Source organism: Halotolerantifilum yawarlongkerapense (genome assembly GCF_054506745.1).
Genome location: NZ_CP199719.1, coordinates 2,042,153 through 2,060,242 on the forward strand (window position 1 = coordinate 2,042,153; position 18,090 = coordinate 2,060,242).

Sequence of the window (18,090 nt, forward strand, 5' to 3'; positions counted from 1 at the left end):
TGGTAAACTGTGCGAAAGGAGTGGCGGGATATGCTGGAAAAGGTCAGAGCATTCATCGAGGAACAGGCGATGATCGCGAGCGGTGATCGCCTGCTGGTGGCTTTTTCCGGCGGACCCGATTCCGTGGCCCTCCTGCACATACTCAGTCGGCTCTCTGAAGAGATGGAGTTCAGTCTGGGTAGCGTGCACATCCACCATGGCCTGCGGGGTGCGGCCGCCGACGCCGACGCCGCCTTCTGTAGACAGGTGGCCGAGAAGTGGCAGGTGAGGCATCATGCATACCACGTGGATGTACCGGCGCTCGTCGAAGCATCGGGTGAAAGCTTCGAGCTCGTCGGTCGACGCGTGCGCTATGAGATCTTCGAAGACCTGTTGGCAGACAAGGGGTATAACCTAGTGGCCACAGGGCACCATCTCGATGATAGTGTGGAGACCTTTTTTTCCCACCTACTGCGGGGCGCTGGCCCCGGTGGGCTCACGGGGATCCCGGCGGTCCGCGGACCCTATCGACGACCGCTGTTGGAACGCTCCCGCGAGGAAATCCTGGGCTACTTGGCAGAAGAGGAGCTTCCCTACCGCGTGGATGAGACCAATGCGGACACCGCTTATCGCAGAAACGCCCTACGTCATGAGCTTCTACCGGTGATCGAGCAGATCAGCCCCGCCTACCGACAGATTATCGGCCGCACGACGGCCATGCTATCGGAAGAGGCGGCCTACTTCCGATCGCTGGTCCGTGAGCTGACGGACCAAGCGGCCGTCGTCGACGAAAGGGGCTACACCCTCGATCGTTCGGCCTATGCCAAAGAGCCCGACATCGTCAGGCAGTACTGGATCCGTCACCTGCACGCTCGCGTGGCGGGCCATGTGCATGATCTCAGCCACGCCCATGTGCTCGCCATCCGGTCGCTCTTCGATGAGAGCCAGGCCGGACGGAAGCTAGAGGTCGGGGGTGTCGCCTACCGTGTGACGCAGAAGGGCCTGGACATCCATAGGGCCGGTGAGCATAAGCCTGCTTCCGCCGGGAATCCTCACCTGGTGGTGGAGATCCTCGATGGGGTGCCCGATTTATCGCCCGCCCACCCCCAGGAGGCCTTTTTCGATGCCGATCGGGTGACGGGCGAGCTGGTGCTCAGGACCCGGCGCCCTGGCGATCGATTTGTTCCCCTGGGCATGAGCGGAGAGAAAAAAATCAAGGACTTTTTCATCGATGAAAAGGTCCCGCGCGAGGAGCGGGACGAGATTTTGCTCCTTTGCGATTCCTTACATATTCTTTGGGTCGTGGGGTATAGGATAGACGACCGCTTCAAGGTGACATCCTCGACGGAGCGTGTGTTTCGTATCGAGGTGAAACGTCTTGTTGAATAAAGACCGATATGGTATCATGATAGAACGGAAAAAATGCATACAGCTCGCTAGCTAGATAGATCTTAGGAGGTCGGTATGAGAAAGTTTTTTAAGGGAGCGGCGTTTTACGTCGCGATCTTCATCGTAATCCTTCTGATCGTTCGCTTCTACAGCGAAGCGCCGCAGGATATTGCGACGCTTGACGTTGTCCAGTTCACCGCCGCTCTTTCGGAGGGTGAAGTATCTGAAGTGATGATCGAAGGAAATCAAGTGGCGGGACGCCTGCAAGATGGCACGCGTTTCGAAACCTATGTGCCCCAGTTGATGGAGCGCCCTATTGGGGAGAGGCTCCTGACGTTGATCGGCGAGGGGAAAATCGGTGAGTTGGAAGGTTTACCTCCGGTGCAAACCCCGTGGTTCGTCGACTTACTACCCTTCATCCTCTTGGTCCTGGCCCTCGTGGTGTTCTGGTTCATCTTCATGCAGAACTCCCAAGGTGGCGGATCCAAGGTGATGAGCTTTGGAAAATCCAAGGCGCGCCTGCATAAGCCCGACGAAGGACGACGGATTACCTTCGCTGAGGTAGCGGGCCTGAAAGAAGAAAAAGAAGAGATGTACGAGATCGTGGACTTCTTGAAGTACCCGAAGAAGTACCTGGATCTCGGTGCCCGGATTCCAAAGGGTATCCTCATGGTGGGCCCTCCCGGAACGGGTAAAACCTACCTGTCGAAAGCGGTAGCCGGTGAGGCCGGTGTGCCTTTCTTCAGCATCAGTGGTTCGGATTTCGTAGAGATGTTCGTGGGTGTCGGCGCCAGCCGCGTGCGCGACCTCTTCGAAACGGCCAAAAAGAACGCCCCCTGTATCGTTTTTATCGATGAAATCGATGCTGTGGGCAGAAAGCGTGGTGCCGGTCTCGGTGGCGGTCACGATGAGCGGGAGCAAACGCTCAATCAATTGCTCGTCGAAATGGATGGCTTCGGTGAAGCCGAGGGAATCATTCTGATCGCGGCGACCAACCGTCCGGACATTCTTGACCCGGCCCTCCTCAGACCCGGTCGATTCGACCGTGAGGTCAGCGTTGGCATCCCCGACGTACGCGAACGTGAGGCGATCTTGAAGATCCACTCGAGGAATAAGCCGATCGGCAAGGATGTCGATTTTGAAGTGATCGCCAAGAGTACCCCCGGGTTCACACCCGCGGATCTGGAGAATGTGCTCAACGAGGCGGCCCTTTTGTCGGCACGCATCAACGATCGGGCCATCCACATGGATACGATCAAAGAGGCCACGACGAAAGTCATCGCCGGTGTCGAGAAGAAATCTCGCGTCGTGAGCGACAAGGAACGCCGTCTGACGGCTTACCACGAGGCTGGGCACGCTCTTCTCGCCCACCTTTTACCGGATACCGATCCGGTGCACCAGGTGACCATCATCCCGCGCGGTCGCGCCGGAGGATTCACCATGCAGCTGCCCCGTGAGGACCGTAGCTTCATCACCAAGTCCAAGATGGAACAGGATCTTGTGATCCTACTCGGTGGACGCGTGGCGGAGAAACTGGTGCTCAAGGATATCAGTACCGGTGCACAGAATGACCTGAGCCGTGTGACACAAATCGCACGTGCGATGATCACGCAGTACGCCATGAGCGACAACCTGAGCTCCATGAGTTACGAAAACGGGGAAGAAGTCTTCCTGGGCAAGGATATGACCACCCGGAGGAACTATTCCGAGCAGGTTGCGTCGGAGATTGATATCGAGATTCGACGGACCGTTGATGATGCCTTCAACAAGGCCAACGAGCTTCTGGAAGAGAACATCGAGAAGCTGCATGTGGTGGCCAAGGCCCTGCTCGAGTACGAAACCATCAGCGGCGAAGAGTTCGAGACCGCGGTTTCGGAAGGACTCGAGGCCCTTAAGGTCATGGTAGAAGAAGGTCGCGAGAAAAAAGAGCAAGAACGTCAGCGTGTCCGCGAACGAGAGGAAGCGGAGAAACTGGCCTACGAAGCCCTTCTCAAGGCCAAGAAGTCCGGTCAAGAGGAAGCCGAGGCTTCTCAAGAAGAACCGCAGGAGCCCCACCGCGTGGGACCTGAGGATTTCCTTGAAGAGGAAAAGGAAACGGAAGCCGAGCAGGAACAGGCTTCTGAAGATGAAAGGAACAAAGAATAAGAGAACTTTCAGAACCCGCTGGTTTCCAGCGGGTTTTTCCTTTACAATAAAAAGTGGAGGTGTTTTCGTGATAACATTAGAACCCGGACTACAGTATGAGTCCAAACAGATTGTAAAGGAATCGGATACTGCCGCTGCCTTCGGAAGTGGTGATCTCTACGTTTTTTCCACACCGATGATGATCGGACTCATGGAGAATGCATCGCTCAAGGCGGCCCAGCAGGCGCTCGATCAAGGTTTGTCCACCGTTGGTATTCGCCTCGAGGTAGACCATCTCGCCGCTACGCCCCTCGGAATGGAAGTGCGTGCTGTGGCGACCCTCGAAGAAGTATCGGGAAAGAAGCTCAAGTTCCGTGTGGAAGCCTATGATGAAGACGGCCTGATCGGCGAGGGCTACCACTGGCGGTATGTCATTCAGACAGAAAAGTTCATGCAACGTGTGGCTGACAAGAAAAAAGCCTGAATCTTCGGGGGATTCTTCTTTCATTTTTGTAATGCTTACGATATAATGAGCACAGATGTTAATTGCTTAACAAACCTGCTCGTGCATCGGAATAGGACAACCTCCTGTTCTTTCGTGAACGGGGCGCGGTTTGGTGGGGAGATAGAGCCTACTACAACAATGCGCCCTTTTTTTTGTGCGCAAAATCAGGAGGGATCACAGTGACGTTTAATCTAATGGGTTGGATGATGAACCCCTATGTACTCATGTTTCTAGCTGTACTGACGGGCCTGCTTTTCGGAAAAATTCGCTTTGGCAAATTCAACTTCGGCATTTCGGGCGCCTTGTTCACGGGCCTGTTGATCGGGTGGTTCGTCCAGTCCAAGGCTGAATCCATAGTAGAAGGAGACGCCGCCTACAGCACGGCACAGTCCCTGTTGGCCGCCGGTGTGGTGAACAAGGTGTTCTTCACCCTTTTCTTGATCCTGTTCGTAGCCGCTGTGGGACTACTCGCCTCAAAAGAAATCGGGCTGGTCATCCGCAAGTACGGGGTTAAGTTCGTCCTGCTCGGATTCACCATCACGCTCCTCGGTGCGGCCGCCACCTACGGGATGACCTACTTCTCCCAAGATGCCAACCCCTATGAAGTCTCCGGTGTGTACACCGGTGCGCTGACCAGTTCGCCAGGACTGGCCGCCGCGCTGGAGACCGCTGAAGCCCATGCCACGGAGTGGACGCATACCTACGAAGGAGCCGCTGCTTCGGATCAAGCGCGACTGCTCAGGATTCTCGACAGCACCGGCACGCTGACACCGGAGAACACGCCCACCCTCTCTGCCGAGCAGAGCCTGGCCTTCGTCGAGACGGCGAAAGCCGGTATCGGTATCGGCCATGCCATTGGTTACCCCTTCGGCGTCTTGGTGGTTATCATCGCGGTGAACTTCTTCCCCCGGATCTTCGGGATGGATATCGCTCACGAGATGACCCTCTACCAAGCGGATATGCGCAGGGATGATGAGGCGAAGATCTTTGACGAGGTGGATTTTGATCTCCTGGGTTTTGTGCTGGCCTGTCTCTTCGGATATACCATCGGTCAGTTCAAGCTAGATCTCAGTTTCATAGGACTCGGGGACTTTTCCCTCGGCTCCACGGGTGGCGTCCTCATCGGCTCGCTCCTCCTCGGATACGTTGGGAAGATCGGTTTTATCAACTTCCGCATGAACGCCAAGATCCTGGGTGTGGTACGCCAGGTATCCCTCGCCTTCTTCCTGGCCATCGTGGGTCTTCGATATGGTTTCGGTGTCTTCGAAGCCCTCATGGGCGCCGGAGCTTACCTGGCCCTAGTTGCCCTGGTGGTTGGCATGGTGGCCATGATGGTCGGATTCTTCATCGGTCGGTACGTCTTCAAGATCAACTGGATCATGTTGTCTGGAGCCATCTGCGGCGGGATGACCAGTACCCCCGGCCTGGGTGCCGCGGTAGATGCCGTGGGATCGGATGATCCGGCAGCCGGTTACGGAGCCACGTACCCATTTGCCCTCCTGGGCATGGTCATCTTTACCATCATCCTGCACCGTCTGCCCATGTAATATGATATAATGGTCAAAAGGAAAGGGATGACCTCATGAGCGAAAATGAAATTCTGGTGACCGGTTACGCCCGGCTCCCCCAGGGGATCACGGCAACGGAGCTTTACTCTATCGTGGCCGTGGGCCTGATCGTAGATCGGGAGAGCGGCGTGATCTTGGATGCCGACTGCTCTCTGGTGACGGACGTGGCGAAGAGTTTCGTCCGTCGACTTCTGAAGGGCCACAACCTGGGTGATGTCGAAGAGATCGAGCGCCTGTTTAACAAGCATTATTATGGTTCGGCGAAAAAAGCACTGATCACGGCGGTGAAAACCTGCCATGAAAAATACAAGTCCATACTAGAAGACCATGACGGATCCGTCACGGGGGCGAAATAACCTTTCGCTTGCAAAATGATGGATTGGAGTCAGCAGGACACGCGGGATGATTTTCTCCCGTGTCTACTTGCTGGCTCCTTTTTTTGAGAGATAAAGGAGGAATTGAGCATGTCCAATCGCATCAGAGACCGACGGTTTGAAGAGAAAGTGATGACGGCGGCAGAGGCCGCAGCGCTGATCAACGATGGAGATACCGTGGCCACCAGTGGCTTCACGCCCTCCGGTGATCCGAAAGTAGTCCCCGCCGCACTGGCCGCCAGGGCGGATCAGGGTGAGAAAATCGGCATCACCCTGATCACCGGTGCCTCCGTGGGCGATGCCCTCGATGGGGCCCTGGCGAGGAGCGGCGTGATGAAACGACGCTTCCCCTACCAGACGCACAATGATAGCCGCAAGGGTATTAACGATGGGACGATCGCCTACGCGGATATGCACCTGAGCCACGTTCCGCAGTTCATGAACTACGGCTTCTTCGGCAAGATCGATGTGGCCATCGTTGAGGCCGTGGCCATCACCGAGGAGGGAGGCGTGGTGCCTTCAACCTCCGTGGGGATCGCTCCCCAGGCGATTGCTCTTGCAGACAAGGTGATCATTGAAATCAACACCTCGCAACCCCTGGCCCTCGAGGGCGTACACGACATCTACATGACCGAGAACCCACCGCACCGAAAGCCCATCCCGATCACGCATCCTTCCGATCGCGTGGGAACGCCCTACATGAAGGTGGATTTTGACAAGGTGGCCGCTGTAGTCTTCTCCGATAAACCCGATCGCGTCAGACCGCTCGGTGCCATCGATGAGGATGCCAAGCGCATCAGCCGTCATATCATTGCCTTCTTAGAGGAGGAAGTGGCGGCGGGACGGTTGCCCGAGAACCTCCTACCACTCCAGTCGGGCGTGGGTAGCGTGGCCAATGCGGTGATGACCGGCTTGGTGGACAGTGATTTCGAGAACCTGACCTGCTACACAGAGGTCATCCAGGACTGCATGCTGGATCTGATCGACGCAGGAAAGGTCACCATGGCCTCGGGAACCAGTTTCACGCCTTCGGAAGAGGGACTCGTGCGCCTGATGGATGGGATCGACCACTATGCGAAGCACTGCGTGCTTCGGCCCATGGAGATCTCCAACAACCCAGAAGTGGCCCGCCGTTTGGGTGTCATTGCTATGAACACGGCCATCGAGGTGGATCTCTACGGTCACGTGAACAGCACCCACATCATGGGCACGCGCATGATGAACGGACTGGGCGGTTCCGGTGATTTCACTAGAAATGCCTACCTGTCCATCTTCACCACCGTCTCTACGGCCAAGGGCGGCGATATCTCATCGATCGTCCCCATGGTCAGCCACGTGGATCATACGGAGCACGATGTTGCGGTGGTGGTCACAGAGCAAGGGCTGGCGGATCTGAGAGGACTCGATCCAGTGGAGCGCGCACGGGCGATCATCGCCAACTGTGCCCATCCGGATTACCGTTCCATGCTCACCGATTATCTGGAGCGTGCCCTTGAGAAAAATGTACACAAACATGAACCGCACCTGCTCGACGAAGCGCTTTCCTGGCACGATCGCTTCGTAAAAGTAGGTAAAATGAAATAAATCTTGCTAAAAGTGATGATTGCTAAAGTATAATTGTATACTTTTGCAATTATTGATTCATTTTTATCAAGGGTGTGGTATGCTACAGGTGAAGAAAACTAAAGGAGGATGACTATGTTCCGAGAGGAGAAACTTTCAGCACTTCGCGAAGCTAAAAAGGCTTTTGACGAGAAGACGGAGGCAGCGCTCGAGAAGCGTCCCGAGAGACGGGAGACCTTCAAAACAGGATCGGGGGAACCTGTGGAGAGACTGTACACGCCCCTGGAGATCGAAGACCAAGATTATATGGAAGACCTGGGTATACCCGGACAATTTCCATACACACGAGGTGTACAGCCCACGATGTACCGCGGTCGTCTTTGGACGATGCGCATGTACGCGGGTTTTGCCACGGCGGCAGAATCGAACAAGCGCTACAAGTACCTGGTAGAACAAGGCTCGAGCGGTCTGAGCGTAGCCTTTGACCTACCGACGCAGATCGGTTACGATTCCGATCACGCCCTTGCCGAGGGTGAAGTGGGTAAAGTGGGCGTGGCCATCGACTCGCTGGCCGATATGGAGATTCTGTTTGACGGGATCCCGCTTGACAAGGTCTCTACATCCATGACGATCAACGCACCGGCTTCTGTGCTCCTGGCCATGTACATCGCCGTAGCCGAGAAGCAGGGCGTCAGCGCAGAAAAGCTCCGAGGAACCATCCAGAACGATATTTTAAAAGAGTACATCGCCCGCGGAACGTATATCTTCCCGACCGAGCCATCCATGCGCCTGATCACGAACATTTTCGAATACTGTTCGAAGGAAGTACCGCTTTGGAACACAATCAGTATCTCGGGCTACCACATCCGCGAAGCCGGTTCCACGGCAGCCCAGGAAGTGGGCTTCACGCTGGCCGATGGAATTGCCTACGTAGAGGCCGCCGTCAAGGCTGGACTCGATGTGGACACCTTTGCCCCGCGTTTGTCCTTCTTCTTTAACGCGCACAATGATCTGCTCGAGGAAGTGGCCAAGTTCCGTGCGGCCCGTCGCCTCTGGGCACGGATCATGAAGGAGCGTTTTGGCGCGAAGAACAAGAAGAGCATGATGCTTAAGTTCCACACGCAGACCGGTGGGTCTACGCTCACGGCACAGCAGCCTGAGAATAACATCGTCCGCGTGGCCATCCAGACGCTGGCGGCCGTTCTCGGCGGAACCCAGTCCCTGCACACGAATTCCAAGGACGAGGCGTTGGCTCTCCCCACGGAAGATTCCGTGCGCACGGCACTGAGAACACAACAGATTGTAGCGCACGAATCCGGGGTCACGAACTCCGTCGATCCGCTGGCCGGTTCTTACTTCATTGAAGCGAAAACACAAGAGATTGAAGAGGCTGCTATGGCTTACATCAAGCGCATTGACGATCTCGGTGGCGCACCGAAGGCGATCGATGTTGGCTACATCCAGCAGGAAATCATGGATGCTGCCTACGATTACCAGAAAGAAGTGGAAACGGGCGACAGGATTGTTGTCGGTATGAATAAATTCCAGGTGGAGGAAAAACCGCCCACGGGTCTCTTGAGAGTAGATCCCGCAGTCGGTGAAATGCAGAAAGGTAGACTCGTCGAGCTCCGCGCCAAGCGTGATAACGAACGCGTCGAAAAGGCACTTGTCGCGCTGAAAACAGCTTGCGAGGGAGATGAGAACGTGATGCCCTTCATCCTCGAAGCAGTCAAGGCTTACGGAACGCTGGGTGAGATTACCGATGTGATGCGCGGTGTCTTCGGTGAGTACCAGCAGAGCGTCAAACTATAAGGGGGAGAAAGATCCATGGATAGACCAATTCGCGTATTAGTAGCCAAGCCCGGTCTCGACGGTCACGACCGCGGGGCCAAGGTGATCGCCCGGGCCCTGAGAGATGCCGGCATGGAGGTCATTTACACGGGACTCCGCCAGACACCCGAGCAGATCGTCAGTGCAGCCATCCAGGAGGATGTGGACTGTGTGGCCGTGAGCATCCTATCCGGTGCACACAGCACCTTGCTACCGAAGATCGCCAAGCTCCTCAAAGAAGAGGACGCTGAGGACATTCTGTTCATCGGTGGTGGCGTGATTCCGGTGGACGATATTCCGGAGCTAAAGGAAAAAGGTGTGGTGGAAGTCTTCACGCCGGGGACACCTACGTCTCAGACCATCGCATTCATCAAGGCAAACGTCAACAGATAATCGATAAACGAGGGAGAGCGGTGATACACGTGGACTTAGGAGAACGAGTACTGGCAGGTGACAAGCGGGCTGCAGCCCGCCTGATCACCATGGTGGAGAACAAGGAGCCCGCGGGTATCGATATACTCCGGTCCTTGTTCGGTAAAACCGGTCGCGCTTACGTGATCGGGGTAACTGGACCGCCGGGGGCTGGTAAGAGCACGCTCACCGATAAGCTGGTTAAGCATGTGCGATCCATCGGGAAGACGGCGGCTGTAATCGCCGTCGATCCGACATCGCCCTTTACCGGCGGAGCCATTCTGGGCGATCGCGTCCGCATGAGCGAAATCGCAACGGATCGTGGCGTTTTTATCCGCAGCATGGGAGCCCGGGGACACCTCGGGGGGATCAGTGAGGCCACGGGAGCGGCTATCAAGATCCTGGATCTCTACGGCGCGGATTATATTTTTGTCGAAACGGTGGGTGTCGGACAGTCTGAGGTGGATATCGTCAAAATCTGCGATACGACCCTGATGGTCATGGTCCCTGGCCTGGGTGATGACATCCAGGCGATCAAAGCCGGGATCATGGAGATCGGCGACGTCTTCTGCGTCAACAAAGCCGATCGGGATGGGGCCAGACGTACGGCCAGGGAGTTGAACGCTATGCTCGACTTCAATCACGCTGAGTGGCGGCCGCCCGTCGAACTGGTCATCGCGATTCACGGGAAGGGTATCGAAGAACTCTTCAACCATGTGGAGGCGCATCGGGTGCACACACAGCAGTCGGGTCTTTTCAACGAACGGCGTGTATCGAATGCCAAGAATGAAATCGTGGACCTGGCCAAAGAGAAGCTCCTGGCCCATTTGTTCGATGAGGCGCACCGTGAGGAAAAGCTCCACGACCTAGCGGAGAAGGTGGCACGAAGAGCGCAGGACCCGTACACGGCCCGCGACTTGATCTACGAGGAACTGATCGGTGGCGATCCAGCCTTAAAGTAGGGCGGATTGACCCAAGGTTAAGTGAAAACCAAAAAAACGTTAAAAAAATGAACCGGATACATTAGAATCGTTTCATCAGGCTCTGTACATCATCCGTGTGCCTGATAAACTATTGTTTGTGAGGAGGAGAACCCTAATGAAAGCATTAAAGATCGATCATATCGGGATCGCCGTGAAGAATCTCGAAGAGTCATTGGTATTCTATCGGGATGTTCTCGGTCTCGACGTAGAGGGTGTCGAAGAAGTGGCGGACCAGAAGGTCAAGGTAGCCTTTTTGCCCATAGGCGATACAGAGGTAGAGCTGCTCGAGTCCACTTCAGAAGACGGTCCCATCGCCAAGTTCATCGAGAAAAACGGTGAAGGCGTCCAGCACATCGCCTTTCGCGTGGACAACATCGAAGAGGCGATCGCTTACATGAAGGAAAAAGGTCTCAGAATGATCGACGAGTCACCTCGCTACGGGGCCGGTGGTGCCAAAATCGCCTTCGTGCACCCCAAGAGCTCAAATCGCGTTTTAGTGGAACTCAGCGAAAGATAAACCGACCGGGGAGGTTTGTATGGCAATCAACAAATTGGAAGATCTCAGAGAACGCCGCGCCAAGATTGAAGCGGGTGGCGGCGAAAAGCGTATCGAAAAGCAACATGCCAAGGGCAAGTTGACGGCTCGTGAGCGCATCAACCTGCTCTTCGACGAGGGTAGCTTCAGAGAGCTCGACGCCTTCGTCAAACACAGATGCACAAATTTTGGTATGGAAAAAGTAGACGCACCTGCAGAGGGCGTCGTCACGGGCTACGGGATGGTCGAAGGTCGACTCGTCTACGCCTACGCCCAAGATTTCACCGTTGTCGGCGGCAGTCTTGGCGAAATGCACGCGGCCAAGATTGAGAAAGTGCTCGATAATGCCGTAAAAGTAGGCGCACCTGTGGTCGGACTCAATGACTCCGGTGGCGCGAGAATTCAGGAAGCCGTGGATGCGCTGTCCGGCTACGGACGCATTTTCTTCAAAAATACATTGGCCTCCGGCGTGATCCCTCAGATCACGGCTATCATGGGCCCCTGTGCGGGTGGCGCGGTGTACTCACCGGCGCTGACCGACTTTGTCTTCATGGTGGACAAGACGTCCCAGATGTTCATCACGGGTCCACAGGTTATCAAGACCGTGACCGGTGAAGACGTCTCGGCAGAAGCCCTCGGTGGTGCGCACACGCACAACGCGACCAGCGGCGTGGCCCACTACCTGAGCCAAGACGATGAAGCGTGTCTCCAGGAGATCCGCAGACTGATCAGCTTCCTGCCCTCGAACAACCTCGAGACAGCACCGGTTCATCCCACGGAGGATGACATCAACCGCATGGAAGAAACGCTCAACACGCTCATTCCTGAAAACTCCAACAAGCCTTATGACATGCACGATGTGATCAAGCTCATCGTGGATGACGGGGATTTCGATGAGTACCAGGCGCACTTTGCCAAGAACATCATCACGGGCTTCGCCAGGATCAACGGCAAAACCGTGGGAATCGTGGCCAATCAGCCTAAGGTCTTGGCCGGTTGCCTCGATATCAGCGCATCGGACAAATCGGCCCGTTTTATCCGGACCTGCGATGCCTTCAATATCCCGCTGCTCAACATGATCGATGTGCCGGGCTTCCTGCCGGGTACGACGCAAGAATACGGTGGCATCATCCGCCACGGTGCCAAGATGCTCTACGCTTATGCGGAGGCGACGGTACCGAAGGTCTCCCTGATCGTGCGCAAGGCCTACGGTGGTTCCTACCTGGCAATGTGTTCGAAGGACATGGGTGCCGATCTCGTCCTGGCTTGGCCTTCTGCAGAGATCGCAGTCATGGGTCCCCAGGGCGCAGCGAACATCATCTTTAGAAATGATATCAAGAACTCCGACGATCCTGTGGCCACGCGCCAGAAGAAGATCGACGATTACTCGGCAGAATTCGCCACGCCCTACAAAGCGGCAGAGCGCGGTTTCGTCGATGACGTGATCGAACCGAGCACGACACGTCCGCGCCTTGTGGATGCCTTCAACATGCTCGAGTCGAAGCGCGAGAATAGACCGAAGAAAAAACACGGAAACATCCCACTATAGGAGGGGTAATCGAATGAGTCTACTAGAACAATTCAAAGACCCGGCCCTCATTGTGGAAATGACCTTTGGTGAGAAGCTCTTGGCCTCGACCTATACCGCCATCCTGGGTATGGGAATCACCTTTGTTGTGCTTGTGCTCATCTGGAGTGCGATCGTCCTGATGACCAAGTTCTCAACGGCGGTCGAGCGGAAGCCAGCGACCAGCCAAGTAGTGAAGGCGAGCCCTAAGCAGGCGGCCCCTGCACCAGCCACTGCACCGGTGGAAGCGGTGGCCGACGATTCGGAACTCGTGGCGGTTATCGCCGCGGCCGTGGCAGCGAGTCTCGGGACAACGCCCGAACGCATTCGCGTCACGAACATTGTACGCACTTACGACACGACACCGTCCTGGGGGCAGGCCGGACGTCGTGAGATGATCGACAACGCGCTCTAAAGGGGAGGATATCAATGAAAAAATTCAATATTACCGTAAATGGTACAACCTACGAGGTGGATGTAGAAGAAGTGGGAGCAACGGGTGCAGTCGCGCCGGCTCCGAAAGCAGCACCAGCAGCACCCAAGGCAGCACCTGCACCGGCGCCTAAAGCCGCACCGGCACCCAAGGCTGCACCAGCACCGGCACCCGCGGCAGCACCTGCCGATGGCGCCACGGTAGCGGCTCCGATGCCCGGGACAATCCTGGATATCAAAGTGAAGGAAGGCGACAGCGTGGCCGAGGGCGACGTGGTGGCCATTCTCGAAGCTATGAAAATGGAAAACGAACTCATGGCACCTGTATCAGGCAAGATCGCTTCTGTTAATGTTCAAAAAGGAGCTTCCGTCAACTCAGACGACGTCATTCTGGTAATCGGTTAAGGGGGATCAGCACTCATGTATGAAGCTTTTCTCAACTTCTATAAGAGTACCGGATTTTTGGCGATCACAGGCGGGCAGATGGCCATGCTATTCGTGGCTTTCGTGCTCCTCTATCTCGCGATCCGAAAAGGGTTTGAACCCCTGCTCCTGATCCCCATCGCCTTCGGGATGATCCTGACCAACCTGCCCCTGGCAGGGATGATGGAGCCCGCGCACGATGGACAGGTCGGTGGACTCTTGTACTACTTCTACCAAGGGAACAAGCTGGGGATCTTTCCCCCGGTGATCTTCCTTGGTGTGGGCGCCATGACAGACTTCGGTCCGCTCATCGCCAATCCCAAGGCACTGCTCCTCGGGGCTGCCGCACAGTTTGGAATCTTCATCACCTTCTTCGGGGCGATCCTCTCAGGGATTTTCAATGCCCAAGAAGCGGCGGCAATCGGTATCATCGGTGGAGCCGATGGTCCGACGGCCATCTTCCTGGCCTCACAGCTCGCTCCTCATCTATTGGGGCCGATCGCTGTGGCAGCCTACTCCTACATGGCCCTCGTGCCCGTCATCCAGCCTCCGATCATGAAGGCGCTCACCACGAAAAAAGAACGTGTTATCAAGATGGAACAGCTCAGAAGAGTGTCGAAACTTGAGAAGGTACTCTTCCCGGTGATGGTAACAGTCATCGTTTCCCTCATCGTGCCTCCCGCCGCCACACTGGTGGGGATGCTGATGCTCGGAAACCTGTTCAAAGAGTCCCTGGTGACGAATCGCTTGAGCGACACGGCGCAAAATGCGCTGATCAACTCCGTCACGATCTTCTTGGGTCTTTCTGTCGGTGCCACGGCAACGGCTGATGCCTTCTTGAACTACAGTACGTTACTGATCATCGCGCTGGGCATCGTGGCCTTCGCCGTGGGTACTGCCGCTGGCGTGCTCCTCGCCAAGCTGATGAACAAACTGACCGGTGGACGGATCAATCCGCTCATCGGATCGGCCGGTGTTTCCGCCGTGCCGATGGCCGCGCGTGTCTCTCAGACCGTCGGTCAGAAGGAAAATCCTTCGAATTTCCTCCTGATGCACGCCATGGGTCCCAATGTGGCCGGCGTCATCGGGTCAGCAGTCTCCGCAGGCGTGCTCCTGAGCCTCTTCGGTGGCTTCTAGATCAAGATAAGAAGAGGTGGGTCCTTTGGATCCATCTCTTTTCTTGCGAGAGGAGGAAAAGGTTTCGTTTGGGGAAAAGGAAAAAAATGGCTTGCATGCTCCTCAAGATGTGCTATAATGCTAGGAGTTAATCGAGAGGAGTGATAACAGATGTCAAATGTGAACAAATCCATGACCATCTTACTCGTCCTCGTCCTGGTCTTTTTAAATTTTTCTATTTCACGGGCCATGCAATCGAATGAAACCGTGGAGACTTTATCCCAAGAACTCGATATGTTGCAAGCAATCGAAATCGATATAAAAGGGTACACCAACGACCTCAAACGCATGAATCTGGAGATCCGAACGTTGCAGATCGACGTGAAGAACAGAAAACGTGAGAATGAGATCTACCTGTCGCTGGTGGACAAAGTACGATCAGGAGAGTGGACGGAAGAACAACTGCAGAAAGTTTTCGCCATCGAGGAAGATACCCCCTTGGACCTGCGGGCAGCTGCGGCGCTCGTGGAGCATGCCGTGAACTTTGATTTGAATCCCTCGCTTCTATTGGGGATCATGGAGCTCGAGTCGAACTTCGATCGGTACTCCGTGGGTACGCACCAGGACAGAGGGCTGATGCAAATCATCCCATCGACGGAAAAATGGCTGGCCAACGATTTCGGCGAAACGATCGGCGTGGCCTATGATCCGGAGCAGATTTTCGATCCCTACTATAATATTGGTCTGGCCGCCGTGTATATCGACTTCTTGCGCGATGCCTACGGCAACAACTACAACCGGATCCTGTCGGAGTACAACAGGGGTCCCTACAACTTGCGGGCCTACTATGCCAAGCACAACACTTACGAGACGAGCTACTCCCGCGTGATCCTCAAGAAAGAGAAAAAATATCTAGCATTTAATCAATAAGACCCTCCTTCGCGAGGGTTTTTTCAATATAATAGAGGCGTATGCAGGCAGAGACCGGAGAGGAGGTGGACCATGCGCAGAATATCCGTTCGAGATTGGCTGGGGGAGATCTATGCATCGGGCGATCTGGATGCGGGCTTCGTAGGCAGACGCGCCATGCGAGAAGGTGCCGAGGCACACCAACGTTACCAGGCCACGGTCCACCCGCCTGATGAGACGGAAGTGCACCTGACATTTCAAGATCCCCGTGGTCTCAAACTGACGGGCCGCGCCGATGTGGTCCGCAGACCAGGGGAAACGATTGTGGAAGAGCTCAAGACCACGGCCAAAGATCCGCTTTCCCTCGAGGGACCACAGAAGCTCCACCTCTACCAGGCCCTCCTCTACGCATGGATGCTAGCGGTTGAGGAAGGAAGCGATCGGGTGACGGTCCGCGTGATCTATCTCGAACGAGCAGCGCTCGGTCAGCGGACCTTCGAAGAAATCTGGAGCCGTGAAGCCCTGGCGTCCTTCTACGAAGAGAGCTTTGCCCGTTATGCTTCCACTCTCGAGCGGGAGAAGGCCTACGCGGAAGAACGGGACACGGTCTTGCGTGAGCTTTCTTTCTGCTACCCCTCTTACCGCCCCAACCAGCGGCATATGGCCGTCCAGGTCTACCGGACCCTCGATACCGGCCAGGTGATGTACCTCCAGGCGCCGACGGGTACAGGCAAGACCGTTGCCGTCTTGTTTCCGGGACTCAAGGCGATCGGCGAGGGGAGGACGGACAAGATTTTCTACCTGACGTCGAAATCGGCAACCAAGGCGGTGGCCCTCGACGGTTTAAGGGATCTGACAGAAGAGGTGCGCACCGTCGTCTTTACGGCCAAGGAAAAACGATGCCCCCGGGAAGAGGTAGACTGCAGTCCTGACGTATGCCTGCTGGCGGCGGGTTTCTACGACCGCTTGGGTCCTTGTCTCGAGGAGATGCTGTCAAAGGAACGCATCTTTGACGATGCGACCATCGCCGGCTACGCCCAAGGACATAAGATCTGTCCCTTTGAGCTGGGTCTCGAGCTATCCACCCGAGCGGATGTGCTCATCGGAGATGTGAACTATGCCTTCGATCCCCGTGTGAACATCCGGCGGATCATGGAAGAGCGGGGCGAGCGCGTGTCCCTCTTGGTGGACGAGGCCCATAACCTGGTGGGGCGTGCCCGCATGATGTTTACCTCCGTCCTATCGGAAGCCGACTTGCTCCAGCTGAAAAACGCCATAGCGGACAAAAAGATCAGGCGCCTGATCGACCGGATCCTTTTGACGCTCGAGGAGGAACAGGATCAGCGGGGGGACGCTTATGAAGGGGTGGAGCCGATCGACGAGATCTTGCTGAGGATCGAAATGGAGAGACACCGGCTCGAGGATTGGCTGGAGAAACACCAGGAGTCTCCCGATCAGCCTATGGTGCTCGATTTGCTCTTTCTCCTCTTGCAGGTGATCCGGATCTACGAGGTCTATACAGAGGGGCACCGGAGCTACCTGACCCGAACGGACCAGGGGATCCTCCACGAGCAGGTGGCCATCGATCCCTCCTATGCCCTGGCACCCGTTATAGAGGGAGCACAGGGTGCGGTCCTGTTCTCAGCCACCCTGGCTCCCCTCGCCTACTTCCGCGAGCTGCTCTACAAAGAAGAAGCCCAAGCACTGGCCTACCCCTCGCCCTTTCGCGACGACCGGATGGCCGTGCTCTTCGATGGTGATCTCTCCACCCGTTACCGTGATCGGGAAACCACGCTACCCGCTGTGGCCGAGCGCCTGCGCGTCTTCGTCAACTCCCGCCAGGGCAACTATCTCATCTACGTACCCTCCTTTGCCTATATGGAGGCCTTGGAAGAGTTGGTGGAGGATCTTGGAATCCTCTACCAGCGCAGGGGCATGTCGGAATCGGAGCGACTGGACTTTCTCGATGCCTTCAGGGGGGAAACCCCGGTGGTCGGGATGGCGGTGTCCGGTGGGGTCTTCTCAGAGGGTATCGATCTAGTGGGGCGTCATTTGGAGGGCGTGGTCATCGTGGGCATCGGCCTACCGGCCTTTACCGAAGAGAACGAGCGGATCCGACGCTATTTCGGTGCCTCGGGTTTTGACTTCGCCTACCGCTTCCCGGCCCTACACGGTGTGATGCAGGCGGGCGGGCGTTTGATCAGAAGACCCACGGACCTCGGCGTCCTGCTTCTGATCGGGGACCGCCTCCACTTGGAGATCAACCGGCGCTGGTTGCCCGAAGGATGGGGCGCCAGGAGGGTTTCCTTTGAAAACATGGAACAAGTGGTACGCAGCACCTGGCACGAGCTCGAAAATCTGATATAATGATGGGATGTAGAG

General features: G+C 56.0%; 16 protein-coding genes. All 16 read left to right on the forward strand.

Translation table 11 applies throughout. From position 1 onward, the window contains the following. The first annotated feature begins 30 nt into the window (after window positions 1-30). The gene (gene tilS / locus ACULM0_RS10030; protein WP_463677414.1) at window positions 31-1,368 is read left to right on the forward strand and encodes a tRNA lysidine(34) synthetase TilS; all 1,338 of its coding nucleotides are present in this window, start codon (window positions 31-33) and stop codon (window positions 1,366-1,368) included. A gap of 75 nt (window positions 1,369-1,443) precedes the next feature. Continuing rightward, the gene (ftsH, locus tag ACULM0_RS10035) at window positions 1,444-3,513 is read left to right on the forward strand and encodes an ATP-dependent zinc metalloprotease FtsH (RefSeq protein ID WP_463677415.1); all 2,070 of its coding nucleotides are present in this window, start codon (window positions 1,444-1,446) and stop codon (window positions 3,511-3,513) included. Between the two features lie 67 nt (window positions 3,514-3,580). Continuing rightward, window positions 3,581-3,976, forward strand: coding sequence for a thioesterase family protein (locus ACULM0_RS10040; RefSeq protein WP_463677416.1), 396 nt, complete (start codon window positions 3,581-3,583; stop codon window positions 3,974-3,976). A 200-nt stretch (window positions 3,977-4,176) separates the two neighbouring features. Then, a complete protein-coding gene (locus ACULM0_RS10045) occupies window positions 4,177-5,544 on the forward strand; it encodes an aspartate-alanine antiporter-like transporter (protein ID WP_463677417.1) in 1,368 nt (455 codons plus the stop codon). A gap of 35 nt (window positions 5,545-5,579) precedes the next feature. Next, window positions 5,580-5,921: a DUF3870 domain-containing protein gene (locus ACULM0_RS10050; protein WP_463677418.1), complete on the forward strand. Its 342-nt coding sequence runs from the start codon at window positions 5,580-5,582 to the stop codon at window positions 5,919-5,921. A gap of 108 nt (window positions 5,922-6,029) precedes the next feature. Continuing rightward, window positions 6,030-7,523 (forward strand): acetyl-CoA hydrolase/transferase family protein, encoded by a 1,494-nt coding sequence (locus ACULM0_RS10055; protein ID WP_463677419.1) that lies wholly within the window; start codon window positions 6,030-6,032, stop codon window positions 7,521-7,523. A 114-nt stretch (window positions 7,524-7,637) separates the two neighbouring features. Further along, on the forward strand, window positions 7,638-9,314 hold the full coding sequence (locus tag ACULM0_RS10060) for an acyl-CoA mutase large subunit family protein (protein ID WP_463677420.1): 1,677 nt from the start codon (window positions 7,638-7,640) through the stop codon (window positions 9,312-9,314). A gap of 15 nt (window positions 9,315-9,329) precedes the next feature. Further along, window positions 9,330-9,725: a cobalamin B12-binding domain-containing protein gene (locus tag ACULM0_RS10065; protein ID WP_463677421.1), complete on the forward strand. Its 396-nt coding sequence runs from the start codon at window positions 9,330-9,332 to the stop codon at window positions 9,723-9,725. Window positions 9,726-9,745: 20 nt separating this feature from the next. Next, entirely contained in the window at window positions 9,746-10,705 is a 960-nt protein-coding gene (meaB, locus tag ACULM0_RS10070; RefSeq protein ID WP_463677422.1) for a methylmalonyl Co-A mutase-associated GTPase MeaB, read from the forward strand. Window positions 10,706-10,841: 136 nt separating this feature from the next. Continuing rightward, window positions 10,842-11,243 (forward strand): methylmalonyl-CoA epimerase, encoded by a 402-nt coding sequence (gene mce / locus ACULM0_RS10075; protein ID WP_463677423.1) that lies wholly within the window; start codon window positions 10,842-10,844, stop codon window positions 11,241-11,243. A 19-nt stretch (window positions 11,244-11,262) separates the two neighbouring features. Then, window positions 11,263-12,810: an acyl-CoA carboxylase subunit beta gene (locus ACULM0_RS10080; protein ID WP_463677424.1), complete on the forward strand. Its 1,548-nt coding sequence runs from the start codon at window positions 11,263-11,265 to the stop codon at window positions 12,808-12,810. A 13-nt stretch (window positions 12,811-12,823) separates the two neighbouring features. Further along, a complete protein-coding gene (locus ACULM0_RS10085; protein WP_463677425.1) occupies window positions 12,824-13,243 on the forward strand; it encodes an OadG family transporter subunit in 420 nt (139 codons plus the stop codon). Between the two features lie 14 nt (window positions 13,244-13,257). Continuing rightward, on the forward strand, window positions 13,258-13,665 hold the full coding sequence (locus ACULM0_RS10090) for a biotin/lipoyl-containing protein (RefSeq protein ID WP_463677426.1): 408 nt from the start codon (window positions 13,258-13,260) through the stop codon (window positions 13,663-13,665). A 15-nt stretch (window positions 13,666-13,680) separates the two neighbouring features. Then, complete coding sequence (locus ACULM0_RS10095) at window positions 13,681-14,820, forward strand: sodium ion-translocating decarboxylase subunit beta (protein WP_463677427.1); 1,140 nt, start codon at window positions 13,681-13,683, stop codon at window positions 14,818-14,820. 150 nt (window positions 14,821-14,970) lie between these two features. After that, window positions 14,971-15,729 (forward strand): lytic transglycosylase domain-containing protein, encoded by a 759-nt coding sequence (locus ACULM0_RS10100; protein WP_463677428.1) that lies wholly within the window; start codon window positions 14,971-14,973, stop codon window positions 15,727-15,729. Between the two features lie 72 nt (window positions 15,730-15,801). Continuing rightward, window positions 15,802-18,075: a helicase C-terminal domain-containing protein gene (locus tag ACULM0_RS10105; RefSeq protein ID WP_463677429.1), complete on the forward strand. Its 2,274-nt coding sequence runs from the start codon at window positions 15,802-15,804 to the stop codon at window positions 18,073-18,075. The last annotated feature ends 15 nt before the right edge of the window (window positions 18,076-18,090 follow it).

Bases quoted from the DNA above. Each gene is read 5' to 3' on its own strand.
- ACULM0_RS10085 (WP_463677425.1), top strand. From the start codon at position 12,824: ATGAGTCTACTAGAACAATTCAAAGACCCGGCCCTCATTGTGGAAATG.
- ACULM0_RS10105 (WP_463677429.1), top strand. From the start codon at position 15,802: ATGCGCAGAATATCCGTTCGAGATTGGCTGGGGGAGATCTATGCATCG.
- ACULM0_RS10080 (WP_463677424.1), top strand. From the start codon at position 11,263: ATGGCAATCAACAAATTGGAAGATCTCAGAGAACGCCGCGCCAAGATT.
- ACULM0_RS10065 (WP_463677421.1), top strand. From the start codon at position 9,330: ATGGATAGACCAATTCGCGTATTAGTAGCCAAGCCCGGTCTCGACGGT.
- ACULM0_RS10055 (WP_463677419.1), top strand. From the start codon at position 6,030: ATGTCCAATCGCATCAGAGACCGACGGTTTGAAGAGAAAGTGATGACG.
- ACULM0_RS10100 (WP_463677428.1), top strand. From the start codon at position 14,971: ATGTCAAATGTGAACAAATCCATGACCATCTTACTCGTCCTCGTCCTG.
- ACULM0_RS10090 (WP_463677426.1), top strand. From the start codon at position 13,258: ATGAAAAAATTCAATATTACCGTAAATGGTACAACCTACGAGGTGGAT.
- ACULM0_RS10060 (WP_463677420.1), top strand. From the start codon at position 7,638: ATGTTCCGAGAGGAGAAACTTTCAGCACTTCGCGAAGCTAAAAAGGCT.
- mce (WP_463677423.1), top strand. From the start codon at position 10,842: ATGAAAGCATTAAAGATCGATCATATCGGGATCGCCGTGAAGAATCTC.
- ACULM0_RS10050 (WP_463677418.1), top strand. From the start codon at position 5,580: ATGAGCGAAAATGAAATTCTGGTGACCGGTTACGCCCGGCTCCCCCAG.
- tilS (WP_463677414.1), top strand. From the start codon at position 31: ATGCTGGAAAAGGTCAGAGCATTCATCGAGGAACAGGCGATGATCGCG.
- ftsH (WP_463677415.1), top strand. From the start codon at position 1,444: ATGAGAAAGTTTTTTAAGGGAGCGGCGTTTTACGTCGCGATCTTCATC.
- ACULM0_RS10095 (WP_463677427.1), top strand. From the start codon at position 13,681: ATGTATGAAGCTTTTCTCAACTTCTATAAGAGTACCGGATTTTTGGCG.